Here is a 19230-nt window from a genome sequence, read left to right on the forward strand (position 1 = left end):
CAACCAACGCCGCCGAGTACGGTACTTCTGCACCCGGCAATCACGCCGGAGCACAGCCAGACCAGAATCGCTGCCCGGTCAAGTTTGAAGAGCCGCTTAACCGGCGACACAACGCTCGACCAGCACGCCATCACCTACTACCGCAACGCCCGCGCCCTCGAAGACGTCGCGCTGTGGGCCGAGCAGGCGATCACCGGCCCCGACCGGGAGGAGTCCCTCGACATCCTGAAGGGAGTCCTCGGACCCCACGGCCTCGCAGTATTCGCGCTCTCCTGACTCGGACAGCCCCGGACCGACCCTCGACGAGCCGGGGCTGGCCGAATGCTGCGGGTCAGCCGGCGCAGAGTGCGAACGCGTCGGGGACCGCCGCGTCGATGGCGTCGAAGTTGAGATGCGAGATTGACGGCGTCCCCGCGTCCGCGCCCTTCTTCAACGTGCCGCCGGCCATGGTGCCGTGGGTGTTGATCAGCGTGGACGTCCTCACCCCGCCTGCTGTGGCGAGATGCTCGATCCCCGCCTCGCACAGACCCGGCAGGAACTCGGCCGCGAGGTCACCGAACGGCACCCAGTTCGCCGAACCGGCCATACCTTGTGCCGCGATGGCGTTCAGGTTGGTCTTGAAGCAGAAGTGTGCGTTGGCCGGAGCCGCGGCAAGTCCGACGATCGCGACCGCGCCGGCCCCGGTCATGAGCGCACGGCGAAGCAATCTGTTCATGGTGTTTCCCCCATCCCCCACGCGGGCGGACTGCCCACGATTTGGTGCACTCTGACACGCGCGCCACTACGGGTTCAAGACCATGAGGGTGAGAGTGCGGCCACGCACCGCTACGACGTTGCCCGGAGCCCCTAGCTGTGACGCATCCAGATGTTCGGCTCGCTGTAGATGCCTGTGTCGGCGGACCGGTCGATCTCCAGTAGAGCCAGGCCGTCGGGGATGACGTACGAACCCGACGCGGGGAACACCATCCCGGTCCATTTCTCCCAATCGGCCACCGAACCCGTCATCGTCTGCGACACGGGCGCCGGCGCGAGCAGTTCAGCACCAAGCCGCACGTGGGTGCGCAACCACGGATCCAGCGGCAGCCCGTCGTCACGAGTCCACGTCATGAACTCGGCGATGCCGGTCAGCGGATAGCGGCTCTTCAGCGTCGGCCGGACGGGCGCGATCATCCGCGCCAGACCAGCCTCGGCCGCGCGCTCCCGGACCGCCGTGATCACCCGACCGGCGTACCCCTTGCCCTGCTCGTCGTTCCGTACCGCGGCCGCCATCAGGACGAACGTGTCCGGCACAACACCCGCCTCGTACGACGTGACCGCCCGCGCGAGTGAATCGGTGAACCCGCTCGGCAGATCCGCCACCGTCCCGTCCCACGCGATCGGCACACCCCAGCACCCGGCGATCAGCCGGCGCTCGTTCGACACCAGGTAGAACTCCCAATCCCGGAAGTACTCCACCCGGCGATCCCGGTAAGGCTTCACGCCGAGGTCGTGGAAGATGAACTCCGGCCAGTCCTCGACGAACCGCTTCCCGGCCTCCTCGTCCAACTCGGGCGCCTCGGCCACCGGGATCAGCTTGTCCATGCGCTGAAGGCTAAACCGCCTGACCGGCCACGACGACCGCATTTCGTACCGCCCGGGGTGATCCGCCCAGCTCGCGGCGGCAGGCCTTGTTGAAGGCCTGGAGATCCGGGATGCCGACCGAGGCCGCGACCGCCGGGATCGAGAGTGTGGACGCGACCAGGAGATGGCGGGCGCGGGTGAGACGTCGGCGGCGGATGTACGCGATCACCGTGTCGCCCGTCTCCGCGTGGAAGAGCCGGGTCAGGTGGTTGTGCGAGACACCCGCGACCCGGGCCAGTTCGGGCACCGTCAGCGGGCGGGCGAGGTTGGCCTCGATGTAGGCGATGGCCGTCGCGACTGCCTGGTGGGAGGTGGCCTGCCCGCCCTCGGTGACGCGCGCGCCGAGCTGGGCCACCCGCCAGAGCGCGGTCCACACCTCGGCGGTCACTCGGGCCGATCCGGTCGGAGACGCCTCCAGCGCAGACCGGAGCAACTCGGTCAGCACCGGCGCCGCAGTACCAGCGTCCTGGACGACCGGGACGTACGACGGCTCGCCGACCTCACGGGGACGGAAGTGGACGTAGAGGTGCTCGGACCGACCGCGGTACGCGAACTCCACCTCGACCCCGGCCGGCGTAAGGCTGACGAATCCGGGCGCCACCGCGTACGTCGTACCGTCGACCGTCAGGTCCGCCGAGTAGGTGAAGAGGTGGAGCTGCCACAGGTCCGGCAACCGGAAGACGTCCCGCCGCGTCCGCACGCCGTGCACCCCGAGCCCGACGCTGACCACCTCGGGCGGCGCAGACAGCGGCATAGGAAGCATGGTGAAAACCTACCACTAGTAGTGATCTCAGCCCACGCGAAACAACGTTGTCGACGCCTAGCCTGGACGAGTACGAACCACCAAGTCACCCCGAGAGGGAGAGACATGCCCCAACCGCATCGCAAGAACTTGCTCACCTCCGTCCAGATGGCCCACTTCGTCGCGAACGGCGCGTTCCGGATGGACGCCGTCGTGCCCGACGAGATGAACCAGCAGGCGATCGACGTTCTGAAAGCCGGCATCCCCGGCGTCCCGTACGGCACCCCGCTGTCCGAGGCGTTCGTGGGCAGCGAGTTCGTCCAGCGGCTGGTGCAGCTGCCGGAGGTCGCGGGCGCGATCCACAGCCTGGTCGGGCCGGATCCCACGGTCGACCACCACGCGGTGCACATCCGCAAGGCGCACGAGGGCGAGGCGCAGAACCTGCACGGCGACGCGATCATCGACGTCCGCGAGGACGCCTTCGACGTGCAGCTGATGTACTACCCGCAGGAGGTGACGCTCGAGATGGGCGGCACCCTCAGCGTGCCCGGCAGCCACCTGCGCCGCACCAACGAGTCGGACACCGGCCGGTACCAGAACCTGCTCGGCCAGACCCGGCTCACCTGCCCGGCCGGCACCGTGGTGTTCCTGCACCACGGCATCTGGCACGGCGGCCGCAAGAACGACAGCGCCATCGACCGGTACATGTTCAAGATCCGGTTCAACCCGACCGTCCGCCAGGTCCGGCTGTGGAACACCGACGACCTGTACGACGCCGAGGTCGCGCGTGAACTCGACCAGACGTTCCCCTGGTACGAGAACGCCACCGGCCGGCTGGAGAAGTACAACCGGATCAAGCTGTGGCAGGCCCTCACCGGTGACGACACCTTCGACCCGGAGTACTGGGTCACCCGCGTGTCGAACCGGCCGCAGCGCGTCGTCGCCCAGCGCAGTCTCAACCCGCACGCCGCGAAGAAGGAGATGGCATGACCGCGACCGCCCCCGCCGAGACCGCACAGCAGACCGTCCGCCAGCAGGTGCTGGTCCTCTACCTGGCCTCGTCCGCCCTGGATGCACGGGTCGTCGGCTGGTCGAGGTACGACGGCACCGGCGAGACCCACCCGACTACTGGCGACAGCGACGTCCCGCCGTACGCGACCGGGCTGGACGCGTTGAAGGACGGCTGGCGACTGTTCCAGGCCGCGCAACTGCTGCCACCTGCGCACGGGCACGAGTACGACGTGTCGTTCCTCAAGCACGAGTTCTTCTTCGAAAAGCTGGCCTCTGTTACGGCGTGAACAGGCCGTTTTGCATCGCGAACAGCGCTGCCGCGGCTCGGGTGGAGACGCCGATCTTGCCGTAGATGTGCTGCACGTGGTGTTCCGCGGTACGGGGTGAGACCACCAACTCGCGGGCGATCTCGGCGTTCGACCGGCCGCACGCGACCAGGCGTAGTACCTGCACTTCCCGCTCGCTGAGGCCGGCCGGGCGACTCGTCAGGCGGCCGGGCACCTGTTGCCCGGCCGCCTCGAGTACGGCCCGCGCACAGTCCCCATCCAGCCGCCCCGCAGCCACTTCAGCCAGTACTGCGTCCGCCGCTGCGGCCGGTGACCGCGCTGGGCGGTGTGGGCGTGACTGGGTGAGCGCCTGGTACACGTCGGCCACTGCGAGCAGGCGGGCCCCAACCGGTAGCTCACCGGCCTTCGACTGCTTCGGATAGCCGCTCCCGTCGAGCCGTTCGTGGTGGAGACCGACCAGAGCGGCCACTGGTTCGAGTGCGGTGGAGCGGGCCAGGATCCGCTCCGAGTGGTACGGGTGGAGGCGGACCTGCTCCCAGTCGGCCCTGCGGAGCTCGCTCTTGCGCTCCCACACGCTGGTCGGGACGGCTGCCCGGCCGAGGTCATGGAGGTAGGCGGCCTGCCTGACGATCGCCCGCTGGTCGTCATCCAGCCGCAGCTTCGGCGCCGCCTGGTCGACCAGGTCCGCGACCCCGGTCGAGTGACCGAACAGGTACGGCGACTTGAGATCCACGAAATGGGCGAAGGCCCGGGCCACGTCGTCCAGCCGATCGGCCGGAACGTGGCGGCGCGGCTCGGGTTCGGCGTCGAGAGCGTGCTGCCAGACGTCGATGGTGTCCAGGTCCTTGAGCAGGTCCGGGTTGAAGACCGCGACCACACCTGGGTCAAGCCACCCGCCCTGGCGTTTGCCGAACGCCGTCTGAACCGCCTCCGGCCCGCCGAGGTTGGTGAAGATGACAGCCTGGGTGGCGACCTCGGCGATCCGGGTGGCGATGGCGATCTCCTCGCCCGCCAGGCCCTTCGGCGAACCGGCGCCGTCCCAGCGCTCCAGGTTCTGGTAGAGCGCGGCGGCGACCTCGGGGCCGAGGTGTAGCCGTTTCGCGAGCATGCTGCCGACCTCGCAAACCGCCAGCAGTATCTCCGCCTCGCCGGTCTTACCTGCCGTCAAGACGCGCGTGAAGTACTGGAGGCGGCGGACTCCACCGCCCTTGCCGATCTGCCGGAGGATGGCGAGTGTCGCGCGGCTGTCGGAGCTGTCGGTCCGCTCCGCGAGAGGACGGAGCTCGGCCGCGCGGGGGCCGAACTGGTGGGCCTCCTCGTGGGTGGTGGCGGTGCAACCGAGATGGCGGAGCAGCGTCGCGTAGTACACGGTCCGCTGCTCGACGGCGGGCAGGCCGAGGCGCTGCGCGAGCCGGATCGCGACCAGGCAACTGCGGATCGACTTCTCGAGCGGCTGGGCCATGGCGAGGTCCAGCGTCACGGACAAGGCGCAGAGGGGTTCGGCGAGCCGCAGTTCGTCGCGGGCCATGGCACCCCCTCGACAGCGCCGGTCAGGTCCGAGGCACGGGGTCTGTGTGTCGGCCGTCGAGATGGGCAGATCTACCGATGCCCCGGAGAGCGCCGTACGGCCATTGTGAACCTCAAACGCCCAGTTGGGACGTTTTGGGACCGGGGAGGAATCATGAGCCAGACCGCGACAACCGCCCGGCCTCGCCTCGTCACGCCGCAGTTCGCGATGCTGGGAGTGGCGGCGCTGGCCTACTTCTTCGCCGACGGACTCCTGGTGCCGAGCGTGCCGCTGTACGTGACCGGCCCTCTCGCGAGCAGTGACGTGAGCGTGGGGATGGCCGTCGGGGCGTTCAGCTTGTCCGCGTTGCTGCTACGGCCGTGGGCGGGCCGGTTCGCGGATCGGCGCGGGCGGTCGACTGTGATGATCTTCGGTGGGCTGGTCTTCGCCGCCTCGGTAGCCGGGTACAGCTTGGCCGACAGCGTTGCGATGCTGGTCGCGTTGCGGCTGCTCACCGGTGTCGGGGAGGCGTTCTTCTTCGTCGGCGCGGTGACCGCGATGAGCGACCTGGCTCCCGCGGAACGCCGAGGCGAGGCGATCAGCCTGTTCTCGTTGTCCCTGTACGTCGGGCTCGCGGTCGGCCCTCCGCTCGGGGAGGCTGTGGTCGGCGCGATCGGGTTCGGCACGGTCTGGGTGTTCTCGTCCTGCGCGGCCGTGCTCTCCGTCGTACTGGCGTCACGCGTCGGTGATACACGGGAACCGGGGCCTACCGAATCCGGCGGACGGCTGATCCACCCGGCCGCCGTCGTACCCGGCTTGTTGCTGCTTGCACTGGTCTGGGGGATGGCGGGGTTCCTGGCCTTCGTACCGCTCTACGCGCTGGATCTCGGGTTGGCGGGTGCGGGTCCCCTGATGTTCGTCTTCGCCGGGATTGTGGTCGTGATCCGTAGCATCGGCGCGCGCATCCCGGATCGGCTGGGCGCGGCTCGGAGCGTACGGCTCGCGCTGTCCTGCTGTGCCATCGGGCTGGCGATCATAGGCAGTTGGCGGGCTGTGCCGGGTCTGGCCATCGGGACAGTCGTGCTGGGCGTCGGCATCGCCTTCGGCACTCCGGCGATCATGATGCTGGCGCTGCAGGGCATCCCGGCCGCCGAACGTGGGGCCGTGATGGGCACGGTCAGCATGAGCATCGACCTCGCACTCGGTCTCGGCCCGGCGACATTCGGACTCGTCGCCGCCGGACTCGACCGCAGCACCGGCTTCCTCACCGCCGCCCTGGTCGCCACCGCCGGCTTCCTACTGGCAAGCCGAACCACCCACCGCTCCGCAGCGCTTCAATCAGGCGGGTAGGACGCAGACGGGTTTCGGCCAGGGCAGCGGCGTCCCCGTTGCGGTGAGGACGCCGCTGGTCTGGTCGACGGTGAAGGTCGCGAGCTGGTCGGAGCGCTCGTTCGCGGCGTACAGGACGGCCGGGTCATTGCCAAGAGCAAGGTGTCGCGGCCAGACGCCGCCGGTGCCGATCGTCTGGATCAGTTGGACGCTCAACCCGTCGGCCGCGACCGCGAACACCGCGATCGTGTCGTCGCCGCGATTCGACCCGTAGACGAACCGCCCATCGGCCGAGATCAGCACCTCCGCCGGGAAGTTGTCCCCCTCCGCACCCTCCGGCCGGGTCGACACCGTCTGCACGATCACCAGCTTGCCGTCTTGATAGCTGCAAACGGTCAATGTCGAATCCAGCTCGTTGATGATGTACGCCGCGCCGCCGCCCGGCCGGAACACGAGGTGCCGCGGCCCGGCCCCCGGATGCACCGGAAGCCGCCCGACCTCCTCCAGCCGGCCTTCGGACGAGAGCGTGGAGACGTACACCAGATCCGTGCCGAGATCGACGTCGAAGGCGTACTCACCCGACGGGTCGAACGCCACCTGATGCGCGTGCGGCCCTTCCTGGCGTTCCTTGTTCGGCCCGGTCCCCTCGCGCTGCACGATCTGGGTCGCGGTACCGAGCGAACCGTCCGCCGCGATCGGGTGGATGGCGACCGATCCGGAGCTGTAGTTCGCCGACAACAGGAACCGGCCCGACGGGTCGACCGCCAGGTGACACGGATGCGCCCCCTCGGTCGGCTGGTCGTTCAGGAACTTCAACCCGCCGTCCGCCTCGATCGCGAACGCACTGACCCGTCCCGCCTCGAGCTCGTTCGTCGCGTACAGGAACCTGTGGTCGGCCGATCGGGTCAAGAACGACGGATCCGCGGTCTCCGCCACAACGCTCAATACCTCGGTGGTCCCAAACGCGATCCCGTCCCCGCCCCCGGACTGACTCGTGTAACTCCCGACATAGATCCGCTCCGAAGTCATACCCCCACCCTGCCAGGTCCCGGATCCCCAGCCCATCACAATCCACTCTTTGATCCCGGCTCCAAGCGTGGGCGGCCCCGCAAGCGACCCGCATTGATGGCGTGCACGTCCGCTCCCCCACCGCCGGCCCAGCCCCGGCAGGGCCTACTTCGTCAAAGCGGCGATGGTCTTCTCGATCGGGCCTGCTGCCAGGGTCTGAGGAAGTCGGCTGCCCGACCCGCCGACGTACTGGAAGACGTCGCCGTCGAGTTCGTAGAGACCGTCGGCACCCGTGAGAACGAGGCGATCGACTCCATCGCTGGTTTCCCTGGACATGAAGAGGGCTGCAAGTTCAGGTGATGAGGGTGAAGAGGGTGCTGGGGAGGACGGAGACGACTATCGCCGCGGCGGTGTAGGCGCTGATGACGGTTACGGCGGGGGTTTCTATGTCGACCGAGAAGGGGGCTTCGGCGGGGAGGCGGAAGAGTTCGGCGATCCAGCGGAGGTAGACAGCCAAGCCGATCATGACGTTGACGGCCATGATGACGGCGAGCCAGAGGAGGTCGGCGTCGATGACCGACTGGAAGGCGGCGAACTTGGTGAAGAGGCCGGCCAAGCCTGGGGGTAGGCCGGCCAGGACCACCAGGAAGAAGATCAGGGCAGCGGCCAGGCCTGGTTCGGAGCGGATCATGCCTCGGTAGTCGGTGAGGAGGCCTGCCGGGCGGTGGCGTTGGACCACGGCGACCGCACCGAAGGCGCCGAGCGTTACGACGACGTAGGCGGCGAGGTAGCCGACGACCGCTTGGGCATCGCCTACCGCCAGGGGTGCAAGGAGGAAGCCGACCTGGCCGATGGAGGACCAAGCGAGGAGGCGGACCGCTTCGCCTTGGCGGAGGGCAGCGAGGTTCCCGACGGTCATGGTGACGGCGGCCAGGATCGCGACGACCGTCCGGAGCTCCGAACCGCTGGGGGCCACGCCGAAGGTGACGAGGACCAGGAGCCCGGCCACGCCGGCCGACTTGGAGACGACGGCGAGGAAGGCGGTGACCTCGACCGGCGCACCGGCGTACGTGTCGGGGAGCCAGCCGTGGAACGGGACGGCCGCGATCTTGAAGCCGAAGCCGACGATCACGAACAGGCCGGCCGCGAACGCCACCCGGCGCAGGTCCGGGTCGATCCCCGGGAGTTGCGTCGCGATCGTCTGCAGGTAAAGCGAGCCGGTCACGCCGTAGAGGTAGGAGATGCCGAACAGCATCACGGCCGTCGACAGGACGGAGACGAGGAACGCCTTGAGCGCGGCTTCGGAACCGCGGCGGTCGCGGCGCAGGGCAACCATCGCGAAGCTCGGCAGCGACACCACCTCGAGGGCGATCACGATTGTCGCAAGGTCGCGCGCACCGGCCAGCACGGTCGCGCCGGTGAGCGCGCTGAGCAGCAGGAAGTGGTACTCGCCGACCGGGATCTCGCGATCGAGCAACCCGTACGTCGAGAGGCCGACGACGCCGAGTCCGCCGATCAACAGGACGGCCCACAACCCGACGGTGAGGGGTTCGAAGACGATGCTGCACTCGGCCGGTGCTTCGACTGCGGCGCGGCAGAATCCGGGTCGGACCGAGTTGCGCTGCGTCACCAGGAACGCGAAGCCGAACAGGATCGCGCCAGCGGTGACCAGCGTGACGCAAAGGTGTTTGAGCTGACGGCTACCGGCGCCCCAGAAACCGTCGACGAGCAGCGCGGCCACGGCACCCAGCGCGAGCACCAGTGGTACCGCGATCGCTTGCCAGTCGGTCCAGGTGATCGTCATACGAAGTTCCAATAGTCGAGCAGGAGCCAGGGCGCGAGCCCGAGGACGACGGTCAGCGCCACCAGCGGCGTCCACGTGAGCAACTCGATCCGGCTCAGGTCGACGGCGAACGCGGTCGTCGGGTACTCGGCCGGGTCACCCTGGCACAGGTTGCGGATCAGCCGGAGGAAGTACGCCGCGGTCAGCACTGTCCCGAGACCCGCGATCACCATGAACACCAGGAAGGTTGTCCGAGGCAACGAGTCGGCCGGGCGGTAGGCGCCGAGCAGGGCGAGCATCTCACCCCAGAACCCGGCCAGCCCGGGCAGCCCGAGCGAGGCGAGGCTGGCGAAGACGAGCAGTCCGCTGATCCGTGGCAGCCGGGCGTTCAGCGCGCGGCCGATCGTGCGCAGATCGCTGGTGTCGTGCCGGTCCTTGATCGCGCCGGCCAGGAAGAACAGCAGACCGGTGATCAGCCCGTGCGCGATGTTCGCGAACAGCGCCCCGCTCAGGCCCTCCGGCGACATCGTCGCGATCCCGAGCCCGATGAACCCCATGTGCCCGACGCTCGAGTACGCGATCAGCCGCTTCACGTCGGTCTGCGCGAAACACGCCAGCGATCCGGCGATGATCGCGACCGTGGAGAAGCCGCCCAGATAGGGCGCGATGGTGGTCGTCGCCTCGGGCAGCACCGGCAACAGGATCCGGATCAGGCCGTAACTGCCGAGCTTGAGCAATAGGCCGGCCAGCAGGACCGACCCGACCGTCGGCGCCTTCGCATGCGCATCGGGCAACCAGATGTGCAGCGGCCAGAGCGGCATCTTCACGGCCAGGCCGAGCGCGACCAGGATCGCCGCCGCGAGTGGTACGCCGCGTCCGCCCGCCACCGGGTTGTTGCCGAGCACCTCGAGATCGAACGTCCCTGCCTGCCGGTGGATCAGCAGGAAGCCGAGCAACATCACGGCCGAACCGAGCACCGTCATCAACACGAACGTGGTCGCCGCACGCCGTCGCCCGGCCGCGTCGTGCTCGTCACCCCAGATGTCGATGACGAGCCACATCGGGATCAGGACGACCTCGAAGAACAGGAAGAACAGCACCAGGTCGACGGCCGAGAACGTACCGATCACCCCGGTCTCGATCACCAGCAACAACGCGATCAGGGACCGGGTACGGCCGATCCGTGGGGTGATGCGAAGCGAGTACAGGCAGCAGAGGAAGACCAGCAACGCGGTGAGCATGATCAACGGGATCGAGATCGAGTCCACCGCGATGTGGAACCGCACATCCAACGGCGGGATCCACTCCAGATCGGTCTCCGCGAACGGGTACAGCTTGCCGGGCAGGGTCCTGGGCGCTGTCTCGAACCCAACAAGCGTCCCCGGTCCGTCGGCGGGCCGCAGATAGTCGATCCACAACCACACCGAACCGACCAGCACCAGCCCGGAAATCACTGAGCCCACAACGGCGGCCACCCGATCGGCGAACGACACCGGCAGCACCCACAGCACCATCGCCGTCAGCGCCGGCACGGCCAGCAATGCGATCAGCAAAGTACTCACGAGGCGATCACCCCCGCGAGGACAGCCAGCGCGACCACACCGATCACCGCAGCGGTCAGATACGTCTGCACATTCCCGGTCTGCAGCAACCGGAAGCCCTGCGAAGCCAACGTCCCCGCCCGCCCCGTGGCCCGCACATATCCCCCGATCACATCCCGATCACCAAGCACCGCGAGCTTCGCGAACCACCGCACCGGAACGACGACCGCTCCCTGGTACGCCGCATCCAGGCCGAACTCGTGCTCCAGCACAACCGGCCGCGGATCCGCCCCACGTTGCCACAACGAGTACGCCGGGAGCGCGCCGAACACCGCCAGCACGGTCGTCACCAGCGCAACGCCCCAGTGGACATGCACCCCATCGGCATACCCGAGCCCGGCCGCACCGATCGCCAGCAGCACCAGCGGCCCGAGCATCAACCAGGACGGCTCGCGGAGCTTGGACGTGTCCGGCTCATCGACATCCGCCATCGGGTCGTCATCCTCGAACGCGCCGAGCGCCCCGGCCAGTGCGGGCGTCCGGAAGAACGTCCACAACCACAAGCGCACGCAATAGAACGCGGTCAACGCCGCCGTCAGGCAGACCGAGACCAGCACGACCCAGCCAATGGTCGACCCGTCTCGCGCGTGGTGCCAGGCCGCCTCGACCACCGAGTCCTTGGAGAAGAACCCGGCCAGCCCCGGCACGCCGGCCAGCGCACCGAGGCCGATCGTCATCGTGACGAAGGTGACCGGCATCGCCCGGCGGAGGGCACCGCGTCGGGTGTAGCGACGGAGTACGACGAAGGCGGCACTGCCGACCTGGTGCAGCAGCACACCGGCACAGAGGAACAGCAACGCCTTGAAGGACGCATGCGTGACGAGGTGGAACAACGCGGCGTGCCGACCGTCTTCTGTCCCGAGCGAGAGACCGGCGAACATGATCGCCAACTGGCTCACCGTCGACCACGCGAGCACCCGCTTGACCTCGACGGCCGCCATCGCACAGAGCGCGGAGACCAGCATCGTCACGCACGCGACCACCGCGAGCACGGTGAGGGTCGCCTCGGCCTCGACGAACACGTCGTACAGGCGGGCGATCAGGAAGACGCCGGCGGCAACCATGGTCGCCGCGTGGATCAGGGCGCTGACCGGGCTCGGACCGGGCATCGCGTCGGGGAGCCAGGTCTGCAACGGGACCTGGGCGGACTTGCCGACCACGCCGACCAGCAGCAGCACCGTCCCGGCCGTCAATGCACCGGGCGAGATCGGGCCGGAGCCCAGCTCGGAGATGCGGAACGTGTTGTAGCCGATGCCGAGGACGAAGATGCCGAACAGGAACCCGACGTCGGCGAACCTGGTCATCAGGAACGCCTTCATCGCACCGGAGCGGGCGTCACGGCGCTCCCAATAGTGCCCGATCAGCAAGTACGAGCAGACGCCCATCACCTCCCAGCCGATCAGCAACAGGAACAGGCTGTCCGCGACGACAACCGTGACCATGGCCGCGGTGAAGAGGGTGACGAGCGCCGTGTACGACGCGGCGCGCTCGTGCAGGTAGCCGATCGAGTAGACCTGGACGCAGGCGGAGACGACGCCGACCACGGCCAGCAGCAGCACGGTCAGGTCGTCGGTTCGCAGGTCGAAGGTCCAGAACACGTCGGGGCCGACACCCGTGCCGGGAAAGCTGGTCTGCTGAGGCTCGACACCGGACAGCAGGATGGCCGCCAGGATCACCAGCAGGGAGAAGCCGACGCCGACCACGCGCCACGTCGTCGCGATCACGACGCCGCACCCTTCTCGACCGCGGTCCTCCCAGCGGCGGTGCCCGCCCCATCAGCCGCGGGGATCCCGCCGTCCTGCTCAACCAGGTCGCGGGCGGCGTCCGCATCCACATGACCGTGGCCGCGGAACAGCAGCAGCACGATCGCCAGCCCGAGGCCGATCTCGGCCGCGGCCAGCGTGATGACGAACACCGCGAGCGTCTGCCCGGTGGCGAGTCCGTCCAGTCGCCAGGCGTCGAAGGCGACCAGGTTCAGGTTGACCGCGTTCAGCATCAGCTCGAAGGACATCAGCATGGTGATCGCGTTGCGCCGCGCCAGCACGCCGTACACGCCGAGGCAGAACAGCAGGACGGCCAGCAGCAACGGGAGAACCAGTGGCATGTCAGTCCTCCTTCCCCGAGGAGGACAGCCTGTCAGAGCGCTCCGACAATTTCCTTTGGGACAAGACGATCGCGCCGATCAGGGCTGCCAGCAACAACACCGAGAGGACCTCGAAGGGCAGCACCCAGATCCTGAAAACCGCGGTCCCGACATCGGTCGCCGACCCGGCCGGCACCGGTTCGATCTTCTCGTTGCCAAAGGCAATCACCACTCCGGTGCCGAGGAGCAGCGCCAGCACCCCGGCGACGATCGCCGCGAACGGGCTCCGCCGGGTGGTCAGCGCCGGCAGCGGGTTGGTCGGTGCCTTGGTCAGCATCAGCGCGAACAGCACCAAGACCACGATCGCGCCCACGTAGACGAGGATCTGCACCAGCGCGACGAACTCGGCGTGCAGCGCGCCGAAGCAGCCTGCGACCGCGCCGAGCGCGACCACCAGCCAGAGCGCGGCGTGCACGATCCGGCGGGACGTGACGACGAGAACGGCCGCCGCGATCGCCACCGCCCCCGCGATGGAGAAGAGCGCAGTGGTCACTCGCCGCCCCCGGACTCGGGCCCCTCGCCAGCCCTCGGCGCCCCGTCGGACGGCGCTGCCCCGGCAGCTGGTCCCTCGACGGCCGGTGCCTCGATGACGGACGGGCCGGGGTCGATCGGCTGGGGTGCGGGGACGGTCCACATCCAGTCGCGCAGCCGGTCCTTCTCGTGGGTCAGGTTGCGGATGTCGGTCTCGGCGTACTCGAACTCGGGTGACCAGAACAGCGCGTCGAACGGGCAGGCCTCGATGCAGATCCCGCAGTACATGCAGAGCGAGAAGTCGATCGCGAACCGGTCCAGCACGTTGCGGCTGCGCTCTCGGGCCTGCTCACCGACCGACGGCGCGGTCTCGGTGTGCGAGTCGATGTAGATGCACCAGCTCGGGCACTCCCGGGCGCACAGCATGCAGGAGGTGCAGTTCTCCTCCAGCAACGCGATCACGCCCCGGCTGCGCGGCGGCAGCTCGGGCTGGACGTCCGGGTACTGCTCGGTGACGGCGCGGCGGGACAGCGTCTTCGCAGTGACTTTCAGGCCGTCGATCAGACCCTTGCCTGGTAGTGCCACGCCTCCTCCTCCCGTCCGGCGAACCGAGCCATCAAACAACAGAAACCCTGCAGGCTGACACTAACCGGTCCAGCCCCCTTACGGAGTCACCAGACGGCCGCAGTTCCCACTCGGTGCAGTGGAAATGCAGGGAGAGTGCAGTCAGAGTTCCGGTTCGAGCCGCGCCGCGACCTGTCGGTACCGGCTCACCGGGATCAGATGCACCCCGTCGAAGGCGCCGCTGTCCCGGATCCGGAGGACCTGCTCGCAGGCCGCCTCGACGCCCGCGTCCCGATCCCGCTCGACCGCCTCGACCAGCCGATCGGGGATGGCGAGCTGCGGCACGGACGCCAGGTTGTGGGCCATCTTCGCGCTCGCCAGCACCATCACCCCGGCGTACACCGGGATGTCCAGCGCGACGCTGTCCCGCCAGCGGAGCAGTTCGTCCACGTCGAAACTGACCTGCAGGTAAAGGAAGTCCGCCTCGGCCTTCCACCGCGGGACCCTGCCCAGCCGGGCGGTCGCGCCGACCTCGAACGGCCCGCAACCGGGGAAGCCGGTCGCCCGGGTCTCCTCGATCATCGTCCGGACCGTGAGCTGACTGGTCCGGCCGCCCTCGCGCGGGTCGTCGCCGTGCACGAACAGGAACTGCTCGACCCCGTACGCCGCGGCCGTGAGCAGGTCGCGGCGGAAGCCGAGCAGATTCCGGTCCCGTGAGTTGAGGCACGCGATCCCCCGGGCGCCCATCAGCTGCACCTCGTTGGCCACCGCGACGCTGGACACGGTGGCCCGGCCGATGTGGTTGTCCGGGATCAGGAACGCGTCCGCGATCGGGCTCATCACGCCGATCTGGTGCCGCACCTTCTTCAGATCCGGCCGCGTCGGCGGTTCCACCTCACAGATCACCTGAAACCCGGTCACCCCCGAGACCCTATCGTCAGCTGGTCGTCAGAATCGGGTTGTCCACAGCCCAGTACCAGTCGTTGTCGCCGCTGGCCAGCGACCACGTGACCTTCAACGTCTGCGCGCCGGCTGGGACAGGAACGGCGAGGCGCTCGATCCGCGCGGTGACGTCACCCCCGTCAGTGAGGATCGGCTGAGGAGTCCCCCCGTCGAAGGAGACCAGGACCCGGGCGGTTTCCGCGCCGCTCTTCCGGTAGTGCGAGGTGAAGCTGAGCAACGCAGCACTGGCACCAGCGACGGAGGACGAAGGTGAAATGAGCTTGCTGTTGAAGAGGCCGATGCGGGGCAGGTCAGACCACTCGCCGGAGTCGGCGACGGCGAACACACCGCGGGCGCGGACGTTGCTCTCGCGGCTCTGGTTCGGCGCGGCACTGAAGATCGCCTGGCCGGCGCTGTTCGTGGTCAGCGGGGTCCAGTCGGCGATCGCGTCCGTCGAGAGGTCGGGCCGCGCGCGTTCCAGCCGGGTGAGGAAGTCGGGGTAGCGCTGAGTGCGGTCCCGGTCCCCAGCTGTTGCTGGTCACTTTGTGCTTGTCCGGCCAGACCCAGTCGCGTTGGTGGCCCAGCCAGGACCAAACTTTGCCGTCGGGTGTGCGGTGGTTCAACAGCCGGGATGCGACCAGTAGGTGAACTACAGCATGGCGAGCCGGCCGCGGAGGAAGGCCTGCTCGGCTGCGTTGGCGGACATGGCGATGGCGGCTTCGTAGGCGGCAGCGGCGTCCCGAGGACGATCGAGTCGCCGGAGCAGATCGGCGCGGATGGCGTGGAAGAGGTAGTAGCTGCCGAGGTCCAGGTCGTCGACGATGGCGAGCGCCTCGGCGGGACCCGTCAACTCGCCGACGGCGACCGCGCGGTTGAGGGCGACCACCGGAGTCGGGGTGAGGCGCATCAGGTGGTCGTAGAGCTGGACGATCTGGGACCAGTCGGTTTCCGCGGTACTCGGAGCGTCGCTGTGGACGGCGTTGATCGCGGCCTGGAGCTGGTACGGACCTGGTTGGTCGCGACGCAGGCAACGCCGTACGAGGTCCTGTCCCTCGGTGATCAGCTCTCGGTCCCAGCGCGATCGGTCCTGCTCGGGGAGCGGGACGAGCGAGCCGTCCGCCGCGGTGCGCGCCGGACGCCGGGATTCCTGCAGCAGCATCAGCGCGAGTAGACCGAGTACTTCGGGTTCGTCCGGCATCAGTTCGGCCAGGACGCGACCGAGCCGGATCGCCTCCGCGCAGAGCTCGGTCCGGATCAGCTCGTCGCCGGAGGACGCGGCGTACCCCTCATTGAAGATCAGGTAGACCACGGCCAGTACTCCGCGCAGCCGTTCGGGGAGATCCGAGTCGGACGGGACGCGGTATGGGATGCCGGCGGCGCGGATCTTGGTCTTTGCGCGGACCAGGCGCTGGGCCATCGTCGGCTCCGGGACCAGGAAAGCGCGCGAGATCTCGGCCGTGGTGAGGCCGCCGAGCAGGCGCAGGGTGAGGGCGACCCGGACGTTCAGCGCCAGCGCCGGGTGGCAGCAGGTGAAGATCAGCCGGAGCCGGTCGTCGCGCACGGGTCCCTCCTCCACTGGTTCGTCCTGGGCGTGCAAGAGAGCGGCTTGCGCGTGCTTGTCCTCGCGGGCCGCCTCCCGCCGGAGCCGGTCGATCGCGCGGTGCCGGGCGGCGGTGATGATCCAGCCGGCCGGGCTCGGTGGGAGTCCATTGGCCGGCCACTTCTCGACCGCGGCCGCGAACGCCTCCTGCACGGCGTCCTCGGCGATGTCCAGATCACCGAAGACACCCGCCAGCACCGCGACCGCCCGGCCGTGCTCCTGCCGGAACACGGCCGCCACTTCCTCAACGGCGAGCCCCATCAGCGGCCCATCAGTGCGCGAACGGCCGGACCTCGATCGACAGCGGCTCGAGAATCCGGGCCAGCTTGCGGGCCCACTCCATCGCCTCGTCGAGATCGGCCACGTCGACCACAGTGAACCCGCCCAGGTGTTCCTTGCCCTCGGTGAACGGCCCGTCCGTGACCAGCAACTCCTCACCCGACGACCGCAGTACGGTCGCCGTCTCCGGCGGGTGCAGACCGGCGCTGAAGACCCAGGATCCGGCCGCACGGAGCTCGTCGTTCCAGATCGCCAGCTCCTTCATGATCGGCGCCAGGAACTCGTCGTCCGGCACGGGCCCGTCCGGCTGGTAGATGCTGAGCAGGTACTGCGTCATCACGACCTCCAGGTGTCGGGTGTTGTCACCCACTACACGAACGGCATCAGCCCGGATCGACAGGCAGCGACACGACCACCGTCAGCCCACCGCCATCGCGCGGGGCCGCCCGGACGGTTCCGTCATGAGCCTCCGCCACCGACCGCACGATCGACAACCCCAGGCCGGCCCCCTTCGGAGCGACGAGCCGGTCGTCACCCAGCCGCCGGAACGGCTTGAACAACCCCTCGACCTCGTACGGCGGGACGTCGGGCCCGGTGTTCTCCACCTCCACCTCCACTCGGTCGCCCACCGAGCGGCTGGCCACGCTCACCCAGCCATCGCCCTGCGTGTTGTGGCGAATGCCGTTCTCCACGAGGTTGTGGACGAGTCGTTCGAGCAGGAGCGCGTCCCCGGTGGTCGGTGCATCCATCGCGTAGGCGTGGACGTCGATTCTGGCCTGGGCCGCCTCGGCGGCGAGCTGGGCGACGACGTGAGCCGTTACGTCGCTCAGGTTGACCGGGTAGACCGCTGTGAGCACCTTGTCGGAGTCGGCCAGCGCCAGCAGACCGTTGATCAGTTGCTCATGCCGCGCGTTGATCGCGAGCAGGTTCTCGCCCAACTGCTTCACGTCGGCCGACGCGGTCTTGCGGTGCATCGCGACCTCGACCAGGGCGCGACTCAAGGTCAGTGGGGTGCGCAGCTCATGCGAGGCGTTCGCGACGAACCGGCGCTGTCCGTCGAAGGAGTGGTCCAACCGCTCGACCATGGTGTCGAACGCGTCGGCCAGGTCCTTCACGTCGTCGTCCGGGCCGCTCAATGCGATCCGCTCGTGCAGACCGCGACCGGCGGCAGGGGCTGCGGCGATGCGACGTGCTGTGTCGGTGACTCGGTGGAGGGGCGCCAGGACTCGGCCCGCGACAATCCAACCGGAGCCGGCGGCCAGAGCTCCCACCAGCACGAGTGCGATGCTGCCCTGGACGAGCAGTGTCTTCCTGGCGGCGTCCCGGACCTGCGCCTGCTGTTGTTCCATCACCCGCTCGGCGTCCGGGCCCGTGAGGACGTCGCCGGACGGATTCAGCACCCAGAGGTTCGGGCTGGTCGGGACGGCGCCCGGCTGTGGTGTCGTTCCCGGAGATTGCGGTCGTTGCAGGTAGGTGCCCTTGACCACGACGCGGTTGTCGAGCCGCTGGTTGAACAGGGCGTAGGTGACGCCGAGCAGCATCACCCCGGCGATCATGAACAGCCCGCCGTAGATGAGTGTCAGCCGGGCCCGCAGCGTCAGGCGGCCGATGAGTGACTTCACGGTATCCGGTACCCCACTCCTGTCACGGTCTCCACCACGGCCGGCTCACCGAGCTTGCGGCGCAGCTTGAGGATTGTCAGCCGCACCACGGCGGTGAACGGGTCCACATGTTCGTCCCACGCCTTCTCCAGCAGTTGTTCCGCGGACACGGTTGCGCCGTCAGCGCGGAGCAGCTCGGACAGTACGGCGAATTCCTTCTTGGACAGCGGCACATAGCGCCCGTCGCGGAAGACCTGGTGTCTCGCCGGATCCAGGGCCAGCCCGGCGCGACGTAGTACAGGTGGATCGGCCGGACGACTGCGGCGGCCGAGGGCGTGCACCCGGGCCGCGAGCTCCACGAAGGCGAACGGCTTGGTCAGGTAGTCGTCCGCTCCCAGCCCGAGTCCTTCCACCCGATCGGTGATCGCGGCGGCCGCGGTCAGCATGAGCACCCGGGTCGGCGAGCCGGACGCGACCAGCTCGCGGCAGACCTCGTCGCCGTGAACCAGTGGGATGTCGCGGTCCAGCACCAGTACGTCGTACTCGTTGACGACGAGCCGTTCCTGCGCGGCGACCCCGTCGGTGGCGACGTCGACCGCGTGGGCGTCATCGCGCAACCACTCCGCGATCGCTGCCGCCAGCAACGGTTCGTCCTCGACCACCAGCACCCGCATGCCGCACCGCCCTTCCGCCGTTTCCAGACATCATCTCCGACCCGGCTGTTTCCCCAGCGTTAGCGCGA

The 19230-nt window shown here is 68.7% G+C and carries 22 protein-coding genes and 1 pseudogene; 5 read left to right on the forward strand and 18 right to left on the reverse strand.

The window, feature by feature from the left end; translation table 11 throughout:
• Positions 1-276: hypothetical protein (locus tag EV643_RS31670; protein WP_238165929.1), on the forward strand; the 276-nt coding region annotated here is incomplete at its 5' end.
• A gap of 55 nt (positions 277-331) precedes the next feature.
• On the opposite strand, the gene EV643_RS31675 is transcribed toward EV643_RS31670, so the two are convergent.
• From EV643_RS31675 to EV643_RS31685, 3 genes are all read right to left on the reverse strand, one after another.
• Positions 332-715, reverse strand: a complete 384-nt coding sequence (locus tag EV643_RS31675; RefSeq protein WP_133803862.1) for a hypothetical protein — start codon at positions 713-715, stop codon at positions 332-334.
• A gap of 131 nt (positions 716-846) precedes the next feature.
• The gene (locus tag EV643_RS31680; RefSeq protein WP_133803863.1) at positions 847-1581 is read right to left on the reverse strand and encodes a hypothetical protein; all 735 of its coding nucleotides are present in this window, start codon (positions 1579-1581) and stop codon (positions 847-849) included.
• Positions 1582-1591: 10 nt separating this feature from the next.
• Positions 1592-2374 (reverse strand): AraC family transcriptional regulator, encoded by a 783-nt coding sequence (locus EV643_RS31685; RefSeq protein ID WP_238165930.1) that lies wholly within the window; start codon positions 2372-2374, stop codon positions 1592-1594.
• Between the two features lie 114 nt (positions 2375-2488).
• Between EV643_RS31685 and EV643_RS31690 the strand changes: the two genes are divergently transcribed.
• Together EV643_RS31690 and EV643_RS31695 are read left to right on the forward strand one after the other, a co-directional pair.
• A complete protein-coding gene (locus EV643_RS31690; RefSeq protein ID WP_202869849.1) occupies positions 2489-3352 on the forward strand; it encodes a phytanoyl-CoA dioxygenase family protein in 864 nt (287 codons plus the stop codon).
• A complete protein-coding gene (locus tag EV643_RS31695; protein WP_133803865.1) occupies positions 3349-3660 on the forward strand; it encodes a hypothetical protein in 312 nt (103 codons plus the stop codon). The genes EV643_RS31690 and EV643_RS31695 overlap by 4 nt, the downstream gene beginning before the upstream one ends.
• Here EV643_RS31695 and EV643_RS31700 read toward each other — a convergent pair.
• Positions 3650-5188 carry an HD domain-containing phosphohydrolase gene (locus EV643_RS31700; protein WP_133803866.1) on the reverse strand — a complete coding sequence of 513 codons (1539 nt, stop codon included), beginning with the start codon at positions 5186-5188 and terminating at the stop codon, positions 3650-3652. The genes EV643_RS31695 and EV643_RS31700 overlap by 11 nt on opposite strands.
• A gap of 153 nt (positions 5189-5341) precedes the next feature.
• On the opposite strand from EV643_RS31700, the gene EV643_RS31705 reads away from it, so the two are divergent.
• Entirely contained in the window at positions 5342-6517 is a 1176-nt protein-coding gene (locus EV643_RS31705; protein WP_133803867.1) for an MFS transporter, read from the forward strand.
• Here the strand turns inward: EV643_RS31705 and EV643_RS31710 are convergent.
• The 10 genes and pseudogenes from EV643_RS31710 to EV643_RS31750 all read right to left on the reverse strand — a co-directional run bounded on the left by EV643_RS31710 (position 6506) and on the right by EV643_RS31750 (position 15246).
• The gene (locus tag EV643_RS31710; RefSeq protein ID WP_133803868.1) at positions 6506-7525 is read right to left on the reverse strand and encodes a lactonase family protein; all 1020 of its coding nucleotides are present in this window, start codon (positions 7523-7525) and stop codon (positions 6506-6508) included. The genes EV643_RS31705 and EV643_RS31710 overlap by 12 nt on opposite strands.
• Positions 7526-7669: 144 nt before the next feature.
• On the reverse strand, positions 7670-7840 hold the full coding sequence (locus EV643_RS44365; protein ID WP_166665653.1) for a hypothetical protein: 171 nt from the start codon (positions 7838-7840) through the stop codon (positions 7670-7672).
• A gap of 16 nt (positions 7841-7856) precedes the next feature.
• Positions 7857-9308: an NADH-quinone oxidoreductase subunit N gene (locus EV643_RS31715; RefSeq protein ID WP_133803869.1), complete on the reverse strand. Its 1452-nt coding sequence runs from the start codon at positions 9306-9308 to the stop codon at positions 7857-7859.
• Positions 9305-10849 (reverse strand): complex I subunit 4 family protein, encoded by a 1545-nt coding sequence (locus EV643_RS31720; RefSeq protein ID WP_133803870.1) that lies wholly within the window; start codon positions 10847-10849, stop codon positions 9305-9307. Before EV643_RS31720 ends, EV643_RS31715 begins: the two co-directional genes overlap by 4 nt.
• Positions 10846-12612: an NADH-quinone oxidoreductase subunit 5 family protein gene (locus EV643_RS31725; protein ID WP_133803871.1), complete on the reverse strand. Its 1767-nt coding sequence runs from the start codon at positions 12610-12612 to the stop codon at positions 10846-10848. The genes EV643_RS31720 and EV643_RS31725 overlap by 4 nt, the downstream gene beginning before the upstream one ends.
• The gene (gene nuoK, locus EV643_RS31730; RefSeq protein ID WP_238165931.1) at positions 12609-12992 is read right to left on the reverse strand and encodes an NADH-quinone oxidoreductase subunit NuoK; all 384 of its coding nucleotides are present in this window, start codon (positions 12990-12992) and stop codon (positions 12609-12611) included. The genes EV643_RS31725 and nuoK overlap by 4 nt, the downstream gene beginning before the upstream one ends.
• Before the next feature lies 1 nt (position 12993).
• Positions 12994-13524, reverse strand: coding sequence for an NADH-quinone oxidoreductase subunit J family protein (locus EV643_RS31735; RefSeq protein ID WP_133803872.1), 531 nt, complete (start codon positions 13522-13524; stop codon positions 12994-12996).
• Between the two features lie 212 nt (positions 13525-13736).
• Positions 13737-13928, reverse strand: a pseudogene (locus EV643_RS46030) (4Fe-4S binding protein); the annotation flags it as partial.
• Between the two features lie 300 nt (positions 13929-14228).
• A complete protein-coding gene (locus EV643_RS31745) occupies positions 14229-14987 on the reverse strand; it encodes a methylenetetrahydrofolate reductase (RefSeq protein WP_133803874.1) in 759 nt (252 codons plus the stop codon).
• Between the two features lie 16 nt (positions 14988-15003).
• Positions 15004-15246 (reverse strand): ACT domain-containing protein, encoded by a 243-nt coding sequence (locus EV643_RS31750; RefSeq protein WP_133803875.1) that lies wholly within the window; start codon positions 15244-15246, stop codon positions 15004-15006.
• Positions 15247-15283: 37 nt separating this feature from the next.
• On the opposite strand from EV643_RS31750, the gene EV643_RS31755 reads away from it, so the two are divergent.
• A complete protein-coding gene (locus EV643_RS31755; protein WP_133803876.1) occupies positions 15284-15511 on the forward strand; it encodes a hypothetical protein in 228 nt (75 codons plus the stop codon).
• A 146-nt stretch (positions 15512-15657) separates the two neighbouring features.
• On the opposite strand, the gene EV643_RS31760 is transcribed toward EV643_RS31755, so the two are convergent.
• The 4 genes from EV643_RS31760 to EV643_RS31775 are packed head-to-tail and all read right to left on the reverse strand — an operon-like array spanning position 15658 to position 19162.
• Positions 15658-16869: an RNA polymerase sigma factor gene (locus EV643_RS31760; protein ID WP_133803877.1), complete on the reverse strand. Its 1212-nt coding sequence runs from the start codon at positions 16867-16869 to the stop codon at positions 15658-15660.
• Positions 16870-16879: 10 nt separating this feature from the next.
• Positions 16880-17224, reverse strand: coding sequence for a YciI family protein (locus tag EV643_RS31765; RefSeq protein WP_133803878.1), 345 nt, complete (start codon positions 17222-17224; stop codon positions 16880-16882).
• Between the two features lie 46 nt (positions 17225-17270).
• Complete coding sequence (locus EV643_RS31770) at positions 17271-18509, reverse strand: sensor histidine kinase (protein WP_202869850.1); 1239 nt, start codon at positions 18507-18509, stop codon at positions 17271-17273.
• Positions 18506-19162, reverse strand: coding sequence for a response regulator transcription factor (locus tag EV643_RS31775; protein ID WP_133803879.1), 657 nt, complete (start codon positions 19160-19162; stop codon positions 18506-18508). The genes EV643_RS31770 and EV643_RS31775 overlap by 4 nt, the downstream gene beginning before the upstream one ends.
• Positions 19163-19230: the final 68 nt, after the last annotated feature.

It is taken from the genome of Kribbella caucasensis (assembly GCF_004361855.1).
Taxonomy (GTDB): Bacteria; Actinomycetota; Actinomycetes; order Propionibacteriales; family Kribbellaceae; genus Kribbella; species Kribbella caucasensis.